We start from the raw sequence: 15,556 nt of genomic DNA on the forward strand, positions 1-15,556 counted from the left end.
GAGAAACTTTTTATTTACAGTTTTGACACAACCTGTTCCAGGCGTTCCTTGGCGGGGGAGTCGGACATGGGCATGAACAGTTCCTTCGCAAATGCCTGGGTCAGGAGTTCCCTGGCCTTTTCGACGGGTATTCCCCTGCTGGTCAGGTAGAAGAGCTGTTCGGCATCCAGTTCTCCGCAGGTGTTCCCGTGGGTACATTCCACGTCGTCGTGGTAGATTTTCAGCACTGGCTTTACGGACACGGAACTGCCTTCGGAAAGGAGGATGGTGTTCACCAGCTGGGACGAAAACACCTTGGAGCAGTTTGCGCCCGCCACCACGCTACCGTCGTAGCTGGCATTGGACTTTCCGTTCAGCAGGTTCCTCGCGAACTGGACGCTTTCCGTTTCGGGCGCTTCGTGCCTGATGGTGATGCGGTGGTGTACGGAATCGTCTCCATTGAGTACGTTCAGGGAGCGGATTTCTAGTCGGGCACCGCTACCTTTCAAGAAGGCGTCCAGGCTGGTGCGCTTGATTCCCGTGCCCCGCTCGATTTCGGAGAAATAGACTTTCGAACCCGCCTCCTGCACGATTCGGAAATGGCGGAACCTCAGGGGCACGCCGTCGGCAGGGTTTGCAAAGAAAATGTGGACGGAAGCGTTTTCGCCTTCGTAGATGTCGAACCGTTCGGCGCAGATTTCGTGGGCCACCTTGTTGTCGAGAATCTCGAGGCTGGCCGTTGCGTTCTTGCCGATGTCCAGCACGGTATGGCCAAAGTCGTTGTTGCACTTGAGCATGGCCATTTCGTTTGCACCGTCGGCAATATCCTGCTTCATGGTCCGCGCATTAAACGCTATGGGCAGGAGTGCCGCAAAGTCGTCTTCGTCGGAATAGTCTGCGGTATCGTTGCAGGTTTCGGGGAATTCCGGCATAGGAATTTTTGTCACGGGGAAAAACGTCCACAACTCGTTGTTGCGGCGGGGCATGCCGATTTGCTTGATGCGGGAAATAGCGTCCATTACTTTTCCTCGATCCAGTCGTAACCTTTTTCTTCCAGTTCAAGGGCCAGTTCCGGGCCACCGCTCAAGATGATTTTCCCGTGACGGAGCACGTGGACAAAGTTGGGCTTGATGTAGTCCAGAAGCCTCTGGTAGTGGGTCACCAGAATCACCGCCTTGTCGGGGCCCATAATGTGGTTGATACCGCCGGCCACGATGCGCAGCGCATCGATGTCCAGGCCGGAATCGGTTTCGTCCAGCAGGGATACTTTCGGGTCTAAGATGGCCATCTGCAGAATCTCGTTGCGTTTCTTTTCGCCGCCGGAGTAGCCTTCGTTTACGCCACGGTCACGGTAGCGTTCGTCCATTTCCAGAAGTTCCATCTTTTCGTCGATGAGTTTCTTGAATTCGGCTTCTCCGATTTCGGGCAGGCCCAAGAAGGCCCGCTTGCTGTTTAGCGCCATCTTCAGGAATTCCACGTTGTTTACGCCGGGGATTTCCGTAGGGTACTGGGTGCTGATGAACAGTCCGCTGTTAGCCCGCTCGTTGATTTCCATCTGGAGCAGGTCCTTGCCGTCTAAAGTGACGGAACCGCCATCTACGTGATAGGCGGGGTGACCGGCGATGACCTTGGAGAGGGTGCTTTTACCGGAGCCGTTTGGGCCCATGATGGCGTGGACTTCTCCCGCCTTGACTTCCAGATTGATTCCTTTCAGAATCTGGGTTCCGTCTTCGATGCTTGCCTTTAAGTCTTTAATGGATAACATGGATGAGCCTATCCTTGCTGCTGATAATTCTGTCTGCAAATTGGTTGATGTCGATGCCGCCTTTCTTGTAGGAGGCGTCCAGTTTCTGCAATTCCTGCGTGAACGCATAGAGGTCCATGCGTTTCTGGATTCCTTCGGCACTGTCCAGCTGGATGTTCTTTTTTTCCCTGTCGCAAAAACGCAACATGAGCACCATGAGGGTGTCGTAGAACTCGTTGATTTCCTTGGGCGGTGTCCAGGTTTCTTCGGGCAGGCCTTCCATAAAGAGCTGGCCCTGCCTTGGCAGGATTTCGTAAAGCGTTTGGGGCGAAAAGTAACCCGTTTCGGCGTAGTGGGCGATGGCGGTGTTCACGAATTCGTCTACGACGGAAGATTCCAAAAGCTGGATGCCGCTTTCGGCCAGGTTCATGTCGAAAAATTCGCATGCTCTGTCCAGCAACGTAGGGTTTCGGTACAGTAGGTTTGCAAACCGGATTTCCAGGGGCGGAATCAGGTTCCACTGGACCATGGCCGCTTCTTCTTGAAGGACTTCTTTCGCTTGTTCCTGTTCGGCAGTCGGTTTGTGCTTCACGTGGATTTGCTGGACGTCGTTTAAGGACCTGCTGGTGTCGAAACGCTCCGAAAGGAGCTTTACGTACTGGTTCCGAAGTTCTGTGTTCCCGATGCTCTTGATGAGGGACTTGGCGTAGGTGATAAAGCTTGCCCGGGCCTCGATGCTGGAAAGGTCCTTCATGTGGGATAGGTAGCTGAGCCAGTCTTCGGCATTCTTCAGTTCGTTGCGGAAGGCCTCTGCGCCTCGCTCGTTTACGAAGTTGTCGGGGTCGATCTTGGTGCCGTCGGGTCTCGAAAGGGCGAATACCTTCGGGCCGATTCCCTTGGGGAGCACGATTTCCAGGGAGCGGAGGGTGGCCTTTTGGCCAGCCGCGTCGCCGTCGAAGACCAGATAGGCGGTTTTTGCGTAGCGGGAAAGGATGCTGGCGTGGTTCTCGGTAAGGGCAGTGCCGGAGGCCGCCACCACGTTTTGCACGCCGCCCTGGTAAAGGCTTATCAGATCGAAATAACCTTCTACGATGATGACCGCGTTTTCTTTGGCGATGGCGTTCTTGCTGTGGTTCAGCCCGAAAAGGATATCGCTTTTATGGTAAAGGATAGTTTCCGGGCTGTTCATGTATTTTGCCGGACTCTTGCCGGAAAGGTCGCGCCCTCCGAAGGCAACCACCACGCCGGAAATGTTCTGGATGGCAATCATCAGGCGGTCCCGGAACTTGTCGGAAATACCGCCGTTCTCCTTTTCTACGGCAAGGCCCGCCTTGACGCATTCCTTGGGAGAGAACCCTTTCTTGGCGGCGTAGCCTACGAAACCTTCGCGGCCGTCGGGAGCGTAGCCGATGTGGAACTGCTTGCGGGTTGGTTCGGAAATATGGCGGCTGTTCAGGTATTGAAGAGCCTTTGGACTGCGGGTCAGCTGTTCTTCGAACCACTCACAGGCCAGTTCGTTCAATTTGCGGACCAGTTCCCGCTCTTCGGTGATTTCGGCCCGTTCGGGGTTGCCCACGCTGGGTAACTCAAAACTGCAAAAATCCGCCACCCATTTCACGGCGGCGTTGAAGTCTATTTTTTCGTGTTCCTGCACGAACTTGAACACGTCTCCGCCGGCACCGCAGGCGAAGCACTTGTAGATGCCCAGGGTGGGGTTTACGTACATGGAGGGGGAGTGGTCGTCGTGGAAGGGGCACACCCCAACGTAGCGTCCGTTGCCCGACCTTTTCAGGGGCAAAAACTGCTCAATGACGGCCGTGATGTCGGCTTCGGATTTGAGCTGTTGGATGACTTCGTTAGGGTAAAAGGGCATGGCCCAAATTTAGAAAACTGCAGGAATCTTTATAAAAAAGTTTGCTTCGGGAGGTACTTTGCACGCTCACACATTCACTTCGTTCGAGTGCTCGCTTTGCGAAGTTCCTCCCTCCGCAAAGAAAATAACGTGGTTTCTGGAATAAAACAGTTTCCGTCACAGGCCATGCAAGGGAAGGCACTGCGGAGGACCTTGTGACTGTTAGTCCCTGCGGCCCTCCGCGAGACTCGGGTCAAAAGAAAACGGCAAAAAGTTTGTGAAAAGTTTGCTCCGGGAGGTACTTTGCACGCTCACACATTCACTTCGTTCGAGTGCTCGCTTTGCGCTTTTATACCACGGCCTTGGTTCTCCAGCGGCCGCTTTTCCAGCGCCAGAAGTTGGCGATGGAACGGTAGAACTCGTCGCTGGCCATGCCGAGCCAGAGCCCCGCCAGTCCAAGTTTCAGCCCAAAGGCGAGGAACAGTGCGGTGCCCACGCCCAGAGTCCACATCATGGCGCTTCCGACGATAGCGGGAAACTTGGAATCTCCGATGGCGCGGAGAGATGAGGTGATAATGAAGTTGACGGCTTTAAACGGCTGCAGCGCTACATCGCACCAGAGGCAGATGCAGCCCAGACGAATCACTTCGGGATCCTTGGAGAAAATGCCGATAAGATGCTCGCCACAGAGGGCCACCGCAATGGAGAAAATAAGCCCGCTAATGCTTCCGATGATAAATGTGCGTTTTATTTTTTCAGAGGCCCGGTCGTATTCGTGAGCGCCCACCAGGTGGGCTACGAGAATCTGGTTTCCGCTGCCCAAACCGATTCCCAAAATGCAAGACACTGCTGAAAAGTTTCCGGCAAATACGCGGGCCGTTATGGCGGTGGTGCCAACATAGACCACCATGGCGGTAATGAACACCTGAAACAGCTGGAAACTGATGGGTTCTGCGGCTGCGGGAAGCCCGATACGAATCCAGTCGGGCAAGATAATCCTGGAACGAACAAGGTCCCGCTTGTTTGTTTTATGGCGAATTTTGAAACGCAATACCAGCCAGAGCATGAACGAAGCCAGTCCCCAAGAAATGCCTGTGGCCAGGGCCACGCCGTAAACGCCCATTTTTGGGAGGCCAAAAAGACCTTCCAAGAAGATGTAGTTCAGTACGGCGTTGCTCACAATGGTAAGCACGTTGCTGATCAGGTTCCAGATAGTAAGGCCGTGGGTGGCGATTAAGGCAATGAGGGTGGCCTGCAGGGCCCGGAAGGCAAAGCCGAAGGCCACTACGGAAAGGAATTGGTTCGCATATAGGGCCGTGTCGTCGGTAAGGCCCATCAGGGAGACGATGGTGCCCGAAAGGGGAAACACCAGGAGAGTAATGGAAATGCCGAGCAAAAAGCTGCCCACAAGTACCAGGGTCTGTGTAGTCCTGGCGTGGCTACTTTGCCTTGCCCCGATGTACTGGGAGGTAATGCTTGCGCCTGCCTGGGAAAACGCGTGGAGGGCGGTAAAGATGGTGGCGATGATGGGCATTAACGCGCCTACGCCGGCGGCTGCCGTTTCCGAGGTGCGGGAAAGGAACCAGCTGTCCATCATGGGCTGGAAAATCCCGACGGCAAAGGTCAGGATAAGGGGCCAAGAAAGACTGATAAGGGAACGGTCCTTGACTTGTTTTCCAGTCATGGGCCCAATTTTAGCAATTTGGAGGGCTTTTCGCTAGGGTTTTTCGGGAGAGGTGTTTGCTCTTGTAAACAGGCTCTTCAACTGCTTGCGGGATTCCCGGCGGGCGAGGGCCTCTTCGAAACGGCGCTTTTCTTCGTCGGTTTTGGGGATTACCTGGGCGATGCCGGTGGGCTTGCCCTTGCTGTCCAGGGCGGCAAAGGTCATGTAGGCGTGGCAGATATCGTAGGTCTCTGTCTGCTCCAGGGGGGTACCCGTCACCTTGACGCCGATTTCCATGGAAGAATTGAACACCCGGTTGATGGAGGCCTTGATATTGAGAATCATGCCCACTTCTGCAGGTCTAAAAAAGCGGACACCGTCGATACCTACGGTAGTCACGCGGCCTTCGCAGTGCCTGCGGGCGGCAATGCAGGCCGCCTTGTCCAGAAGCCCCATCAGGTAGCCCCCGAAGGCGATTCCGTAAGAATTGGAGTCGCCCGGGTGGACGATGTCGTGGGTGACGGTGGCGGATTCTTTGACAGTCTTGGGTGCTTTTTCCATGTGGAGAAATATAGATTTTTGTAAATTGCGGTCAAAGAGGCTTTTATGAAAGTTTTTGTGACAGGTGTAGCAGGCCAGCTTGGCCACGACGTGATGAACGAATTGGCAAAGCGCGGTTACGATGGGGTAGGGAGCGACATTGCCCCGGCCTATGCCGGCGTGCAGGACGGTTCTCCTGTAACTAAAATGCCCTATGAACCGCTGGACATTACCAATGCGTCTGCGGTAGAAGAGGTGCTGAGCCGGGTAAAGCCCGACGTAATCGTTCATTGCGCCGCCTGGACTGCCGTAGACCTGGCCGAAGATGAGGACAAGCGGGAGAAGGTTTTTGCCATCAACGCCCGCGGTACAGAAAATATCGCCAAGGTCTGTAAGAAGGTTGATGCCAAGATGGTCTATATCAGCACGGACTACGTCTTTGACGGCCAGGGTACAGAACCCTGGAAGCCCGACTGCAAGGATTACAAGCCCCTGAATGTTTATGGCCAGTCCAAGCTGGAAGGGGAACTTGCGGTAAGCGGACTTCTGGAAAAATACTTCATTGTCCGTATCGCCTGGGTGTTCGGCCTCAACGGCAAGAATTTCATCAAGACCATGCTGAACGTGGGCAAGACCCACGACACCGTACGGGTGGTGAACGACCAGATCGGAACGCCTACCTACACCTACGACTTATCTCGCCTTCTGGTGGATATGATCGAGACTGAAAAGTACGGCTATTACCACGCTACCAACGAGGGCGGCTTTATCAGCTGGTACGATTTTACCAAGGAAATCTACCGCCAGGCCGGACTTTCCACGGTTGTAAATCCTGTGACCACGGCGGAATATGGCCTAAGCAAGGCGGCCCGCCCCTTCAATAGCCGTTTGGACAAGAGTAAACTGGTGGAAGCGGGTTTCAAACCGCTCCCTACTTGGCAAGACGCCCTTAAACGGTATCTTAAAGAAATAAATTGTGGCTAATGTGAAATGTGTAGTGTGTAATGGATAATTTTACATTACACATCCCACATCACACATTGTTACTACATCTGCCTAATCGGGAAAAGTCCCAGCAGGTCGAGCACGTTTTCCAGCACAATCTGCGTGGCCTGAACCAGGAACAGACGGGACTTCTCTTCGGCACTCCCGAGCACGCGGTCTTCGTGGATGAACTTGTGCGCAGCTTCCGCGATTTCCAGGGCGTACTGGGCGAGAACGCTCGGTTCGTCACCGGCCACGGCATCCAGAATCTTCTTGCCCTTCTTTGACAGAATATTGATGAGGCTGTAGGCTGCATCGTCGGTAAGTTCTGCGAAGTTCACGTCCTTGATTGCGGCAGCCAGGTCTGCACGTTCAATGCCTGCCTTGCGCATAATGCTGCACAGGCGCACGTGGGCGTTCTGCACATACGGACCGGTATCGCCTTCGAAGCTCATCACGGCGTCCCAATCGAAACGCACGTCCTTCAGGCGGCTGTTCTTCAGGTCGTTGAAGGTAAGGGCAGAAATGCCAATCTGGCGGGCGATGAGTTCCTTGTTTTCGAGTCCCGGATTCTTCTGGTCGATGAATTCGAGAATCTTCTTCTGGGCGGCTTCGATGACGTCGCGCAGCAGGCTTGCAGTACCCGTGCGGGTCTTGCCCTTTTCCCACTTGCCGTCTACCAGCTGCAGAATCACGCCGAACGGAATGTGGTACATGTCCTTGTACCATTCACGGCCCATCTTCTTCAGCACATGGAACACCTGCTTGAAGTGGAGCGCCTGGCCCAGGTCCACCACATAAAGGCACTTGTCGAAGTTGTATTCCTTCTTGCGGTAGCAGGCGGCGGCGAGGTCGCGGGTCGCGTACAGCGTAGAACCGTCGCTCTTGCGGATCAGGCAGGGGTTCAGGTCGAATTCGTCCAGCATCACCACGTCCAAATCCTGGCTCTTGACCATCAGGTTCTTTTCGCGGAGTTCGTCGAGAATGGCCGGAATCTTGTCTTCGAAGAAGGATTCGCCGGTGTAGTGGTCAAAGCCCACGCCCATCATGTCGTAGATGCGCATGAGTTCCTTCAGCGTTGCGGCGCGGAAGGCGGTCCAGAGCTTGCGGTAGAATTCGTCACCCTGTTCCAGCTTGGTGAATGCGGCGCGCGCTTCATCTTCGAGGCCGGGTTCTTCTTTGCTCGCCTTGGAGAAGGCTGCGTAAAGGATGTTCAGTTCCTTCACAGTCAGGCTATTGAGCGTGGCGTCATCCGTCGGGCGGTTTTCGCGCAGGTACATCACGATGAGCTTGCCGAAGGCGGTACCCCAGTCGCCCAGGTGGTTGATGCGTTCCACCTTGTAGCCCGCGGCCTTGTAGATTCGGGAAAGCGAGTTCCCGATCATCGTGGAGCGCAGGTGGTGGAAGGCGAGTTCCTTGCCGATGTTCGGGGAGCTGAAGTCGATGCACACGACCTTGCCATTCGGGGCGGCGTGACCATATTCCAAACCCCTCGCGGCGATTTCTTCAAGAGTGGACTTCGCGAGGAATCCGCGGTCAATGAAGAAGTTCAGGTAGCCGTTTACGGCTTCCACTTTCGAGAGACCTGCCGGGAGCTTCACCTGTGCGGCGAGCTCTTCGGCAATCATCTTCGGGGCCTTGCGCATCACCTTCGCGAGCGAGAAACACGGGATGGTAAAGTTGCCGTGCGTAGTATCAGGCGGCACGGAGATAAGCTTGAGTGCGGCTTCCTTCTCGAAGGATCCTGTGGCGGCGAGCGCTTCTGCGATTTCTTGCTCAAACGAGTTCATTGTCGTCGGCCTTCTTGTCGTTAGTCTTTACAAAGTCATTTTCGTCAAGTTCCACGATTGTTCCGTCGGCGTACAGACGGTCCAGGGAAATCTCGTTACGCTTTTCTTCTTCGAACAGGTGAACCATCAGGTCGAGGCCCGCATCGAACACGGCCCAGCGCACGCCTTCCTTGTATTCCACGCCCACGGAGGGAAGCTTGTTCGCCTTGAATTCCTTGCGGAGTTCGTTCAAAATGGCCTGCATCTGGGCTTCACTTTCGCAGGTAGCTACAAGGAAAAAGTCGGTCACGTCCTTGATGCCCCGCAGGTCAATCAGCTGCACGTTCTGGGCGCGCAGTTCAAACAAAATGCTGGCACCGATTTTCACGGACTCTGGAAGTTCTTGCTTCTTAGTTGTCATCTGTTTCTCCCTGGTCGGGTTTTATTATTTGTTCAAAATCTTTTCCGATATAGACAGAGGCGTCCACTACGGCCCGCTTGCTAAAAACGGTCATTACGTTTTCGGTCTTGAGCGCTTTGGCAAGAGCCTTTGCGCCTTCCCACTCGGGGTTGCGGAGCACCAGGATGGTCTCGTCGTAATTCTGCAGGCGGTCGTTGCGGTAGCTCACCACGTCAAAGCCGTTTTCCCGCAGATAGGCCCGCATCTTGGCGGCAGCACCTTGCATACCGCAACTGTTCAACACCTCGATATCGCCCTTGTAGTGGCGGACGGGTTGTTTTTCTTCTACGACTTTTTCTTCTTTGCAGCCGCATAGGCATAACGAGGTAGCAACGACTGCAACCACCGCAAAGAAAGAAAAATGAGTGCGAAAAAACATTATCCCAAATTTAGAATAATCTTAGTGCGTGCGTGACTTATCTACAGTAATACGGGTCGCTCCAGACACGACAACGCCCGTAGTGGTAACGCCATGGGCCGTAGGCCTTGGCTGCATCGTTTTCGTTGATAAGCATTAGCCGGAATGTGGTGTTGTTGGTGGGCTTGTATTCTAGTTCCACTCCGGGCATCACGAACTGAACGTTTCCCTGCTGTACGTCTTCTTTGGCAATCGGTGTGCCGGTGCGAAAATTTGCATACAGCGGCATCCACAAACCTAAATCGGCATACAAGTGAAGTTCCGGCGAAAATTCATAGGCCAGGTGGGCGAGGTAGCTTTGCTGGGCAAATGTGCCGAAACTTCCTCCTATAAAACTCACCGAATAGGTGTAGGCCACACTCAGGGCCGGATCGAAGGTTTCGTGCCGCAGCAGGCGGTTCGGATCAAAGTATTCGTTGTTCCAGGGAATGCCGCTAGCCGTGCTTACGTAAACCGTGTCGTAGATGGTGTCGGCTGCAGGTTCAACTGTCGGCTTGACAACGGTGTCGGACTTTGCCTTGGCTACCTTTAAGGAGTCTCCGTCCTTTGCAGGGACTGCCGAAAAGGCAAACGCCACGAAGGCAACTGTCAGCAGCAAAAATCGCATATTATGAATATAGATAATTCAAAATGATTTGAAGTGTGTAATTACGCACTTCAAATTTCACAATACACACTGCACCGCAGGTGCTACACGATTTCGTTCTTGGCGTTCACGTGGATCACGGTCGGCTTCCACGTCTTGGCTTCGTCTTCGCTCATAGTGGCGTAGGCAACGATAATTACCAAGTCACCGGGCTGGACCAAGCGGGCTGCAGCTCCATTTAAGCAGATGACGCCAGAACCGGCAGGACCTTCGATGACGTAGGTGTCAAGGCGGTTGCCGTTGTTCACGTCAAGCACGCCCACCTTTTCGAAGGGGAGGATGTTTGCGGCATCCATCAAATCGCGGGCAATGGTAATCGACCCCTCGTAGTTGAGGTTAGCGTCGGTCACGGTTGCGCGATGAATTTTGCTTTTGAGTAATTCCAGCTGCATGATGCGCTTAGAACTTCATCAGGAGGGCGCCGGCCACGCCCTTGTCCGGTGTGGGGAGAATGCCGAAACTGAACCTGTTGGCGTCGGGGTTGCTGTCCCACTGGGTGTCGAAGAAGGCATCGGCAAAGGACCAGATGTGGGCGCCCACAACGGGGAGCAAGAAGTAGAACCAGTTGGAGCTTCCGCTGGTGGCCATATAAACCGTGGCTCCAACGCCGCCGACCCAGAGGGCGTCCATCCAGATGGCCTTCATGGTCTTGTCGGTCTTCCACTGGTAGAAACTGGGGAGGAACAGAGATACGTAGGCGTAGGCCTGGTCGCCGGAACGGTTGCGGTAAGAACGGTCAATGTCGGCATCTTCCATGCCAGCAGAGCGTTCGTCCAGCCATTGGTCTTCGGAAACGCCGAGCTTTTCCCAGGGGCGCTGCAGGTATTCGGAAAGGCGCACTCCCAGTTCAACCAGGTGTGTCAGTTTTTCGCGGGAAATACCTTCTTCTTTTGCCTGCTGGAATTCCCACTGGGTAAGTCCCATTTCTTCATACTTGAAACCTTCCCACTGGTCGCCGCTTGCGGTAGCGCTGCCGACGGAATCATCGGATTCTCCGTCGGCGGAATCGTCTGCGGACTCATCTGCTGAATAGCTGGATTCGTCGCTGGCATCGCTGGACTCGTCATCGTCAAACTGAGCGAAGGCCATAGAGCCCGCTAACAGTATCATCGACACAACTTTCCACCACTTTGCCATTCTGACCTCTTAATTCCATTCCTTTTATGCCGGGGGAGGGAATCGAACCCTCACACTCTCGCGAGTACCGGATTTTGAGTCCGGCGCGTCTACCAATTTCACCACCCCGGCGAGGGTGTTAGCCCAAATATAGAACACTTTGGGGTGTTTTGTAAGGGAAATTCCCAAAAAATGCGTTTTTTTGCGAGAAAATCATTTTTTCTGGACCGCCTGGAAATCCATCTTCAGGGGGGCGAGTTTTTGAGCCCCGAAGTCCATGGCTGCCTCTTTGGTCGGGAATTTCCCGGTTTGGACCAGGAACAGCGTGCGGGTTTCGCCGATTCGGGTCTCGATACGGCTTTCGAGCCCCTGCTTTTGCATGTTTTCCGCCAAAAGCTTTGCGTTGGCCTCCACACCGAAGGCCCCCAGCTGCAATGTCCAGTAGGGAGCGCCGTCAGGAATCTTGGTTTCGGGCTTCGGAGTGGGTTTTGGTTCGGTTGCGGCTTTTTGGGCAGGAGTTGGAGTAGGCTCGACCACGGGGGCAGGTGCGACCGGTTTTGCGGGTGTCGCAGGTGCTGCTGCGACGGGTTTGGGTTCGGGAACTGCCGCTGGGGAGGCTTGCGCGGGTTTAGCCTGTGCTGTCTTGTACAGGCTGGAATCTTTTACGGACTTGCACTTGGTGTCTAAATCTTGGTGCGGTGCGCGGGAAAGTACTGCGGAACAGACCTTCTGCAGCACTACCGCCTGCTCCGGTTTGGAATTGTCGATGGCCTGAATCAGGATTTCGGCGGCCCTGGCATTCTTGCCCATGTACAGCATGAACTGTGCCTTGGTGAGGAGCATTTCGGAATAGATCTGCTTTTCGGGAGAGGTGGTGTTGATGAGACTGTCCAGGCGGTGCCCCGCCACTTTGAAGAGTTTTGAGTTCCCGGTCTGGGATAGGGCGAGAATGTCCCACAGGTAGCATTCGGCACGCAGGGAATCCGGTTCCTTGGGACATGCAACCTCGTAGGCGTCTGCAGCTTCTTTCCAGTTTCCTGCAACGTAGGCCTTGTGTGCGTCTGCAAGGGTCGGGACGGTCGCGCTACCCTGCGCCGCCGTCTGTGCAAATGCGCTTGCTGCAAAAGCAGAAAGCAAAACAATCGACACCTTACGAACATTCCAAAACTTCATACTCATCGCCTCGCACTTCTCACTACACATTTCACACTCCACACCCCACACTTCACACCAATTTCCCTCTAATCGTCCACCCGCGGATGTCGTCCAGCTTCACCTTCACGTAGTCGCCGGGCTTCACAATCTGGCCTTCTTCCGGTTTGAACACCACCTTCTTGAAGTTGTCGGTGCGGCCGCGCAGTTCCGTCTCGTCGCGCACGGAGTTCTTTTCTACCAGCAGTTCCTCGGTGCGGCCGAGCATCATCTGGTTCCTCTTGAGCGTGATGGCGTTCTGCAGTTCTACCAGGCGCGTGTGGCGCTCCTGCTTTTCGGCCTCGGTGAGAGTCTCCGCTTCCTTGTACGATTCCGTGCCCTTGCGCGGGCTGTAGATGAACATGAAGGCGGAGTCGAACTGGCACGTTTCAAAAGCCTTGAGCGTCTGCTCGAAATCCTCTTCCGTTTCGCCCACGAAACCACAAATCACGTCCGTCGAAATCCCGTAGAACGGGTCGTGGCTCCGCAACTGCTCGATAATCGAGAGGTACTGCTCCATGTTGTGCTGGCGGCGCATCTTCTTGAGCATGGCGTCGGAACCGCTTTGGATAGGGATGTGCGCATAGTGGCAGACCTTCGGATTGTTCAGCAGCACGTCGATGAGCTCGTTCGTGTAGTGCCTCGGGTGTGGGCTCGTAAAGCGGATGCGGCGGATGCCACCGATTTCAGAAACCTTCGTAAGCAGGTCCGCAAAATTGCCGCCTTCCGTCTTGTAGGCGTTCACCGTCTGGCCCAGCAGCGTCACCTCGGTAATGCCCTTGTCGGCCGCCTTGCGGACTTCGGCAAGAACATCTTCCATGTCGCGGTACTTTTCCGGCCCGCGCAGATACGGCACAATACAGTAGCTGCAGCGCTTGTTGCACCCGCGCTGGATGGCGACGAAGGTGGTGAAGTCGTTCTGGAGCTTCGCGTATTCGCCCAGGTAGTTCTCGCTCAGGTCCTCGTCGATGAACATCTTGTGGTGCGTCAGATGCAAGGGACTTTTGGCATCGCCCAGCAACAGCTCCGGAATTTTCTTGTACTGGTCCGGGCCCACGATGTAGCTCACGTTAGGCAGGCGCTTCAAAAGTTCCGGCCCGCGATTCTTCGCCATGCAGCCGCAAACGACCACCTTCACGTCGGGGTTCTTCTTGTTCAGGTACTTGAGCTTGCTGATGTTCGCGATGGCGGTTTCCTCGGCCTTTTCGCGCACGCTGCAGGTGTTCACGATGATAAAGTCGGCATCTTCCTGGTTGCTCGTCTCAAGGCAACCGCACATGTCGAGTTCCTGGGCAATCATCGCCGAGTCATACTCGTTCATCTGGCAGCCGTATGTGGCCAAGTGGTATTTTTTCATGCGGGTAAAGATAACTTTTTAGACGAGAGACGAAAGACGAAAGACGAAAGATTGCTTCAAAAAAGCAAGAGTGCTAAGGAGGGGGAGGCTTCCCCCTCGCTTCCATCGCCAGTCCCAGTGACAAAGGTCCCTGAGCCTGTCGAAGGGCCGCTACCCTCTCTCCTAGGTGGCTTCGCCCCCTAACACCCCCAAAGGCGAATGCCGTAACAATCGTGCTTGCGCGAATTGCCATGGCTGAACCGTATGGGTTTCTGTAACACCCTTGATGCTTACGAAATTTTTTTTACTATACTTAAGTTATGAAGGAACCATTTTTTTTGGTTTAAAAATTTTATGAGTCGTCTTACTTGTTTTTTATTGTTATGCCTTAGCTTTGGACTGATCGGTTGTCTTGAACCAGAAGAGAGTTACTGCGATACGCACGAGTGTCTGCCTTCTACAGAAGTCCGTCATCGTCCAACATCGTTTGCCGTTGAATTGCATGCAGATGATTCATTACGCATAGCGTGGCTTTATACGGTTGATTGCGCCTACCTACCCGACGAAAATGCCTTGGAACTCAGCACCTTTTGTGTTGATAGTATTAAGTATGGTGATGACGAGACGCTTCGTCACCTGCCTCAAAAAAGTAAATATGAGGAACCGTCGGATTTAAAAGTTTATGTAAACGGATCCGTTTTAGGTTACCATGCTGAGATACCTCTTGATACAGATGACCACCTGCGCTTTGCTCTTGTGGATCGAGAATACAAGGAAAAATCCTTCGATATAGACCTCTCTCCCTATGTTAATATATATGAACTCCATGGGGATTCCTTTATCTTTAACCTTCCTCCCAATACATCCTTGACCGCCTATAGTCATGATACCACATTTGATAAAGCTAAGTTACCGAAGGCTTTTGTTGTGGCTAAGGATGAAAGTTGTCTCTTTTATTCATTCACTCGAACGGATTCCGTATTCTATTGCTTTGATACATTAGGGCATTTCTATCCGATGGTGGATTCTAGCTTATGTCCAACGCATAATGTGGAACGAGGTATAATCAGTGCACCGAATGCTTACGTGATTCAAAAACCTTGCTATAAAATTGAGTGTGACCATGCAGAAGGCCGGTTAACACTTTCAAATCTGTATTCGCTTTCTCAATGGAAAGAGTCCGTGAAGGACTCTTTCCCACAAGAAGACAAGGGTATGTCCTACATGGACCTCTTGCGTCAAATTCGACACCCTTGGCATACGATAAACTATCTGGATAAGCAGGGCCCAGATGGTGAGGATGATTTCACTATTTATGTGGTCTATCGCGGATATGATGAGTAAGTAAAAAAGTGAAAAACGGGATGTGTTCCTTTAGTTAAACTTTTAGCAAATAAAAATGATTGAAAAAGTATGGCGGAACTCTTCAGCAAATACCTTGGAAAGTTTGTCCTGATGGTCGCAGCGGCGCAGCTTGTGGCTTGTGATGCCGGTTGCCCTGATACTGAAGAATATTTGGAAATAAAATCGGTTGTGGCTATTGATACGATTCTTTCTAATAGGCATTCTTACAGCAATTGTAGTTCGGACAAATGTACTTCTTATGAAATTCCGTTTCAACATGGATATAAAGACACCATATCTTTGAGTGTGGTTGTCTTAGGCGATACTTTGGATTATGTTGTAAGTGGAAAGGATTTGAACAATACATATATTGTTATTGATACTGTGGAAACGCCATGTGATTCTTCTTATAGAACTATTTCAGAAAGAGGCTCAGATCATTATAGGGTGGATTCAAAAGGACTTTATTCATGCGTGTTTTATTTTGAACCCGGTTGTCCGTGATTTGACAAGG

16 protein-coding genes and 1 tRNA gene are annotated in these 15,556 nt (G+C 53.2%); 3 read left to right on the forward strand and 14 right to left on the reverse strand.

Translation table 11 applies throughout. From position 1 onward, the window contains the following. Positions 1–14 precede the first annotated feature (14 nt). The 5 genes from IKB43_04850 to IKB43_04870 form a co-directional block, all read right to left on the reverse strand. Positions 15–998 (reverse strand): SufD family Fe-S cluster assembly protein, encoded by a 984-nt coding sequence (locus IKB43_04850; protein MBR2469468.1) that lies wholly within the window; start codon positions 996–998, stop codon positions 15–17. Continuing rightward, positions 998–1,744 carry a Fe-S cluster assembly ATPase SufC gene (sufC, locus tag IKB43_04855; protein ID MBR2469469.1) on the reverse strand — a complete coding sequence of 249 codons (747 nt, stop codon included), beginning with the start codon at positions 1,742–1,744 and terminating at the stop codon, positions 998–1,000. The genes IKB43_04850 and sufC overlap by 1 nt, the downstream gene beginning before the upstream one ends. Beyond that, positions 1,731–3,596, reverse strand: coding sequence for a DNA primase (gene dnaG, locus IKB43_04860; protein ID MBR2469470.1), 1,866 nt, complete (start codon positions 3,594–3,596; stop codon positions 1,731–1,733). The genes sufC and dnaG overlap by 14 nt, the downstream gene beginning before the upstream one ends. A gap of 328 nt (positions 3,597–3,924) precedes the next feature. Beyond that, complete coding sequence (locus tag IKB43_04865) at positions 3,925–5,259, reverse strand: MATE family efflux transporter (protein MBR2469471.1); 1,335 nt, start codon at positions 5,257–5,259, stop codon at positions 3,925–3,927. Positions 5,260–5,292: 33 nt separating this feature from the next. Beyond that, a complete protein-coding gene (locus tag IKB43_04870; GenBank protein MBR2469472.1) occupies positions 5,293–5,799 on the reverse strand; it encodes an acyl-CoA thioesterase in 507 nt (168 codons plus the stop codon). A 45-nt stretch (positions 5,800–5,844) separates the two neighbouring features. Between IKB43_04870 and rfbD the strand changes: the two genes are divergently transcribed. Continuing rightward, positions 5,845–6,762: a dTDP-4-dehydrorhamnose reductase gene (gene rfbD, locus IKB43_04875; GenBank protein MBR2469473.1), complete on the forward strand. Its 918-nt coding sequence runs from the start codon at positions 5,845–5,847 to the stop codon at positions 6,760–6,762. A gap of 62 nt (positions 6,763–6,824) precedes the next feature. Here the strand turns inward: rfbD and argS are convergent, their stop codons facing one another. The 9 genes from argS to miaB form a co-directional block, all read right to left on the reverse strand. Next, entirely contained in the window at positions 6,825–8,552 is a 1,728-nt protein-coding gene (gene argS / locus IKB43_04880; protein ID MBR2469474.1) for an arginine--tRNA ligase, read from the reverse strand. Beyond that, complete coding sequence (gene rsfS / locus IKB43_04885) at positions 8,539–8,952, reverse strand: ribosome silencing factor (GenBank protein MBR2469475.1); 414 nt, start codon at positions 8,950–8,952, stop codon at positions 8,539–8,541. Before rsfS ends, argS begins: the two co-directional genes overlap by 14 nt. Then, positions 8,942–9,370, reverse strand: coding sequence for a LytR C-terminal domain-containing protein (locus tag IKB43_04890; GenBank protein MBR2469476.1), 429 nt, complete (start codon positions 9,368–9,370; stop codon positions 8,942–8,944). The genes rsfS and IKB43_04890 overlap by 11 nt, the downstream gene beginning before the upstream one ends. A 37-nt stretch (positions 9,371–9,407) precedes the next feature. Continuing rightward, on the reverse strand, positions 9,408–10,016 hold the full coding sequence (locus IKB43_04895) for a hypothetical protein (protein ID MBR2469477.1): 609 nt from the start codon (positions 10,014–10,016) through the stop codon (positions 9,408–9,410). A gap of 83 nt (positions 10,017–10,099) precedes the next feature. Next, entirely contained in the window at positions 10,100–10,447 is a 348-nt protein-coding gene (locus tag IKB43_04900; protein ID MBR2469478.1) for an aspartate 1-decarboxylase, read from the reverse strand. Between the two features lie 7 nt (positions 10,448–10,454). Next, the gene (locus IKB43_04905; protein ID MBR2469479.1) at positions 10,455–11,192 is read right to left on the reverse strand and encodes a hypothetical protein; all 738 of its coding nucleotides are present in this window, start codon (positions 11,190–11,192) and stop codon (positions 10,455–10,457) included. Between the two features lie 27 nt (positions 11,193–11,219). Further along, positions 11,220–11,303, reverse strand: a tRNA-Leu gene (locus tag IKB43_04910). An 81-nt stretch (positions 11,304–11,384) separates the two neighbouring features. Beyond that, positions 11,385–12,350, reverse strand: a complete 966-nt coding sequence (locus tag IKB43_04915) for an SPOR domain-containing protein (protein MBR2469480.1) — start codon at positions 12,348–12,350, stop codon at positions 11,385–11,387. Positions 12,351–12,396: 46 nt separating this feature from the next. Continuing rightward, positions 12,397–13,719, reverse strand: coding sequence for a tRNA (N6-isopentenyl adenosine(37)-C2)-methylthiotransferase MiaB (gene miaB, locus IKB43_04920; GenBank protein MBR2469481.1), 1,323 nt, complete (start codon positions 13,717–13,719; stop codon positions 12,397–12,399). Between the two features lie 333 nt (positions 13,720–14,052). Between miaB and IKB43_04925 the strand changes: the two genes are divergently transcribed. Together IKB43_04925 and IKB43_04930 are read left to right on the forward strand one after the other, a co-directional pair. Then, positions 14,053–15,042: a hypothetical protein gene (locus IKB43_04925; GenBank protein ID MBR2469482.1), complete on the forward strand. Its 990-nt coding sequence runs from the start codon at positions 14,053–14,055 to the stop codon at positions 15,040–15,042. Positions 15,043–15,111: 69 nt separating this feature from the next. Next, positions 15,112–15,546, forward strand: coding sequence for a hypothetical protein (locus tag IKB43_04930; protein MBR2469483.1), 435 nt, complete (start codon positions 15,112–15,114; stop codon positions 15,544–15,546). Positions 15,547–15,556: the final 10 nt, after the last annotated feature.

Source organism: Fibrobacter sp., from assembly GCA_017503015.1.
GTDB lineage: Bacteria > Fibrobacterota > Fibrobacteria > Fibrobacterales > Fibrobacteraceae > Fibrobacter.

Bases quoted from the DNA above. Each gene is read 5' to 3' on its own strand.
- IKB43_04850 (MBR2469468.1), bottom strand. From the start codon at position 998: ATGGACGCTATTTCCCGCATCAAGCAAATCGGCATGCCCCGCCGCAAC.
- sufC (MBR2469469.1), bottom strand. From the start codon at position 1,744: ATGTTATCCATTAAAGACTTAAAGGCAAGCATCGAAGACGGAACCCAG.
- dnaG (MBR2469470.1), bottom strand. From the start codon at position 3,596: ATGCCCTTTTACCCTAACGAAGTCATCCAACAGCTCAAATCCGAAGCC.
- IKB43_04865 (MBR2469471.1), bottom strand. From the start codon at position 5,259: ATGACTGGAAAACAAGTCAAGGACCGTTCCCTTATCAGTCTTTCTTGG.
- IKB43_04870 (MBR2469472.1), bottom strand. From the start codon at position 5,799: ATGGAAAAAGCACCCAAGACTGTCAAAGAATCCGCCACCGTCACCCAC.
- rfbD (MBR2469473.1), top strand. From the start codon at position 5,845: ATGAAAGTTTTTGTGACAGGTGTAGCAGGCCAGCTTGGCCACGACGTG.
- argS (MBR2469474.1), bottom strand. From the start codon at position 8,552: ATGAACTCGTTTGAGCAAGAAATCGCAGAAGCGCTCGCCGCCACAGGA.
- rsfS (MBR2469475.1), bottom strand. From the start codon at position 8,952: ATGACAACTAAGAAGCAAGAACTTCCAGAGTCCGTGAAAATCGGTGCC.
- IKB43_04890 (MBR2469476.1), bottom strand. From the start codon at position 9,370: ATGTTTTTTCGCACTCATTTTTCTTTCTTTGCGGTGGTTGCAGTCGTT.
- IKB43_04895 (MBR2469477.1), bottom strand. From the start codon at position 10,016: ATGCGATTTTTGCTGCTGACAGTTGCCTTCGTGGCGTTTGCCTTTTCG.
- IKB43_04900 (MBR2469478.1), bottom strand. From the start codon at position 10,447: ATGCAGCTGGAATTACTCAAAAGCAAAATTCATCGCGCAACCGTGACC.
- IKB43_04905 (MBR2469479.1), bottom strand. From the start codon at position 11,192: ATGGCAAAGTGGTGGAAAGTTGTGTCGATGATACTGTTAGCGGGCTCT.
- IKB43_04915 (MBR2469480.1), bottom strand. From the start codon at position 12,350: ATGAGTATGAAGTTTTGGAATGTTCGTAAGGTGTCGATTGTTTTGCTT.
- miaB (MBR2469481.1), bottom strand. From the start codon at position 13,719: ATGAAAAAATACCACTTGGCCACATACGGCTGCCAGATGAACGAGTAT.
- IKB43_04925 (MBR2469482.1), top strand. From the start codon at position 14,053: ATGAGTCGTCTTACTTGTTTTTTATTGTTATGCCTTAGCTTTGGACTG.
- IKB43_04930 (MBR2469483.1), top strand. From the start codon at position 15,112: ATGGCGGAACTCTTCAGCAAATACCTTGGAAAGTTTGTCCTGATGGTC.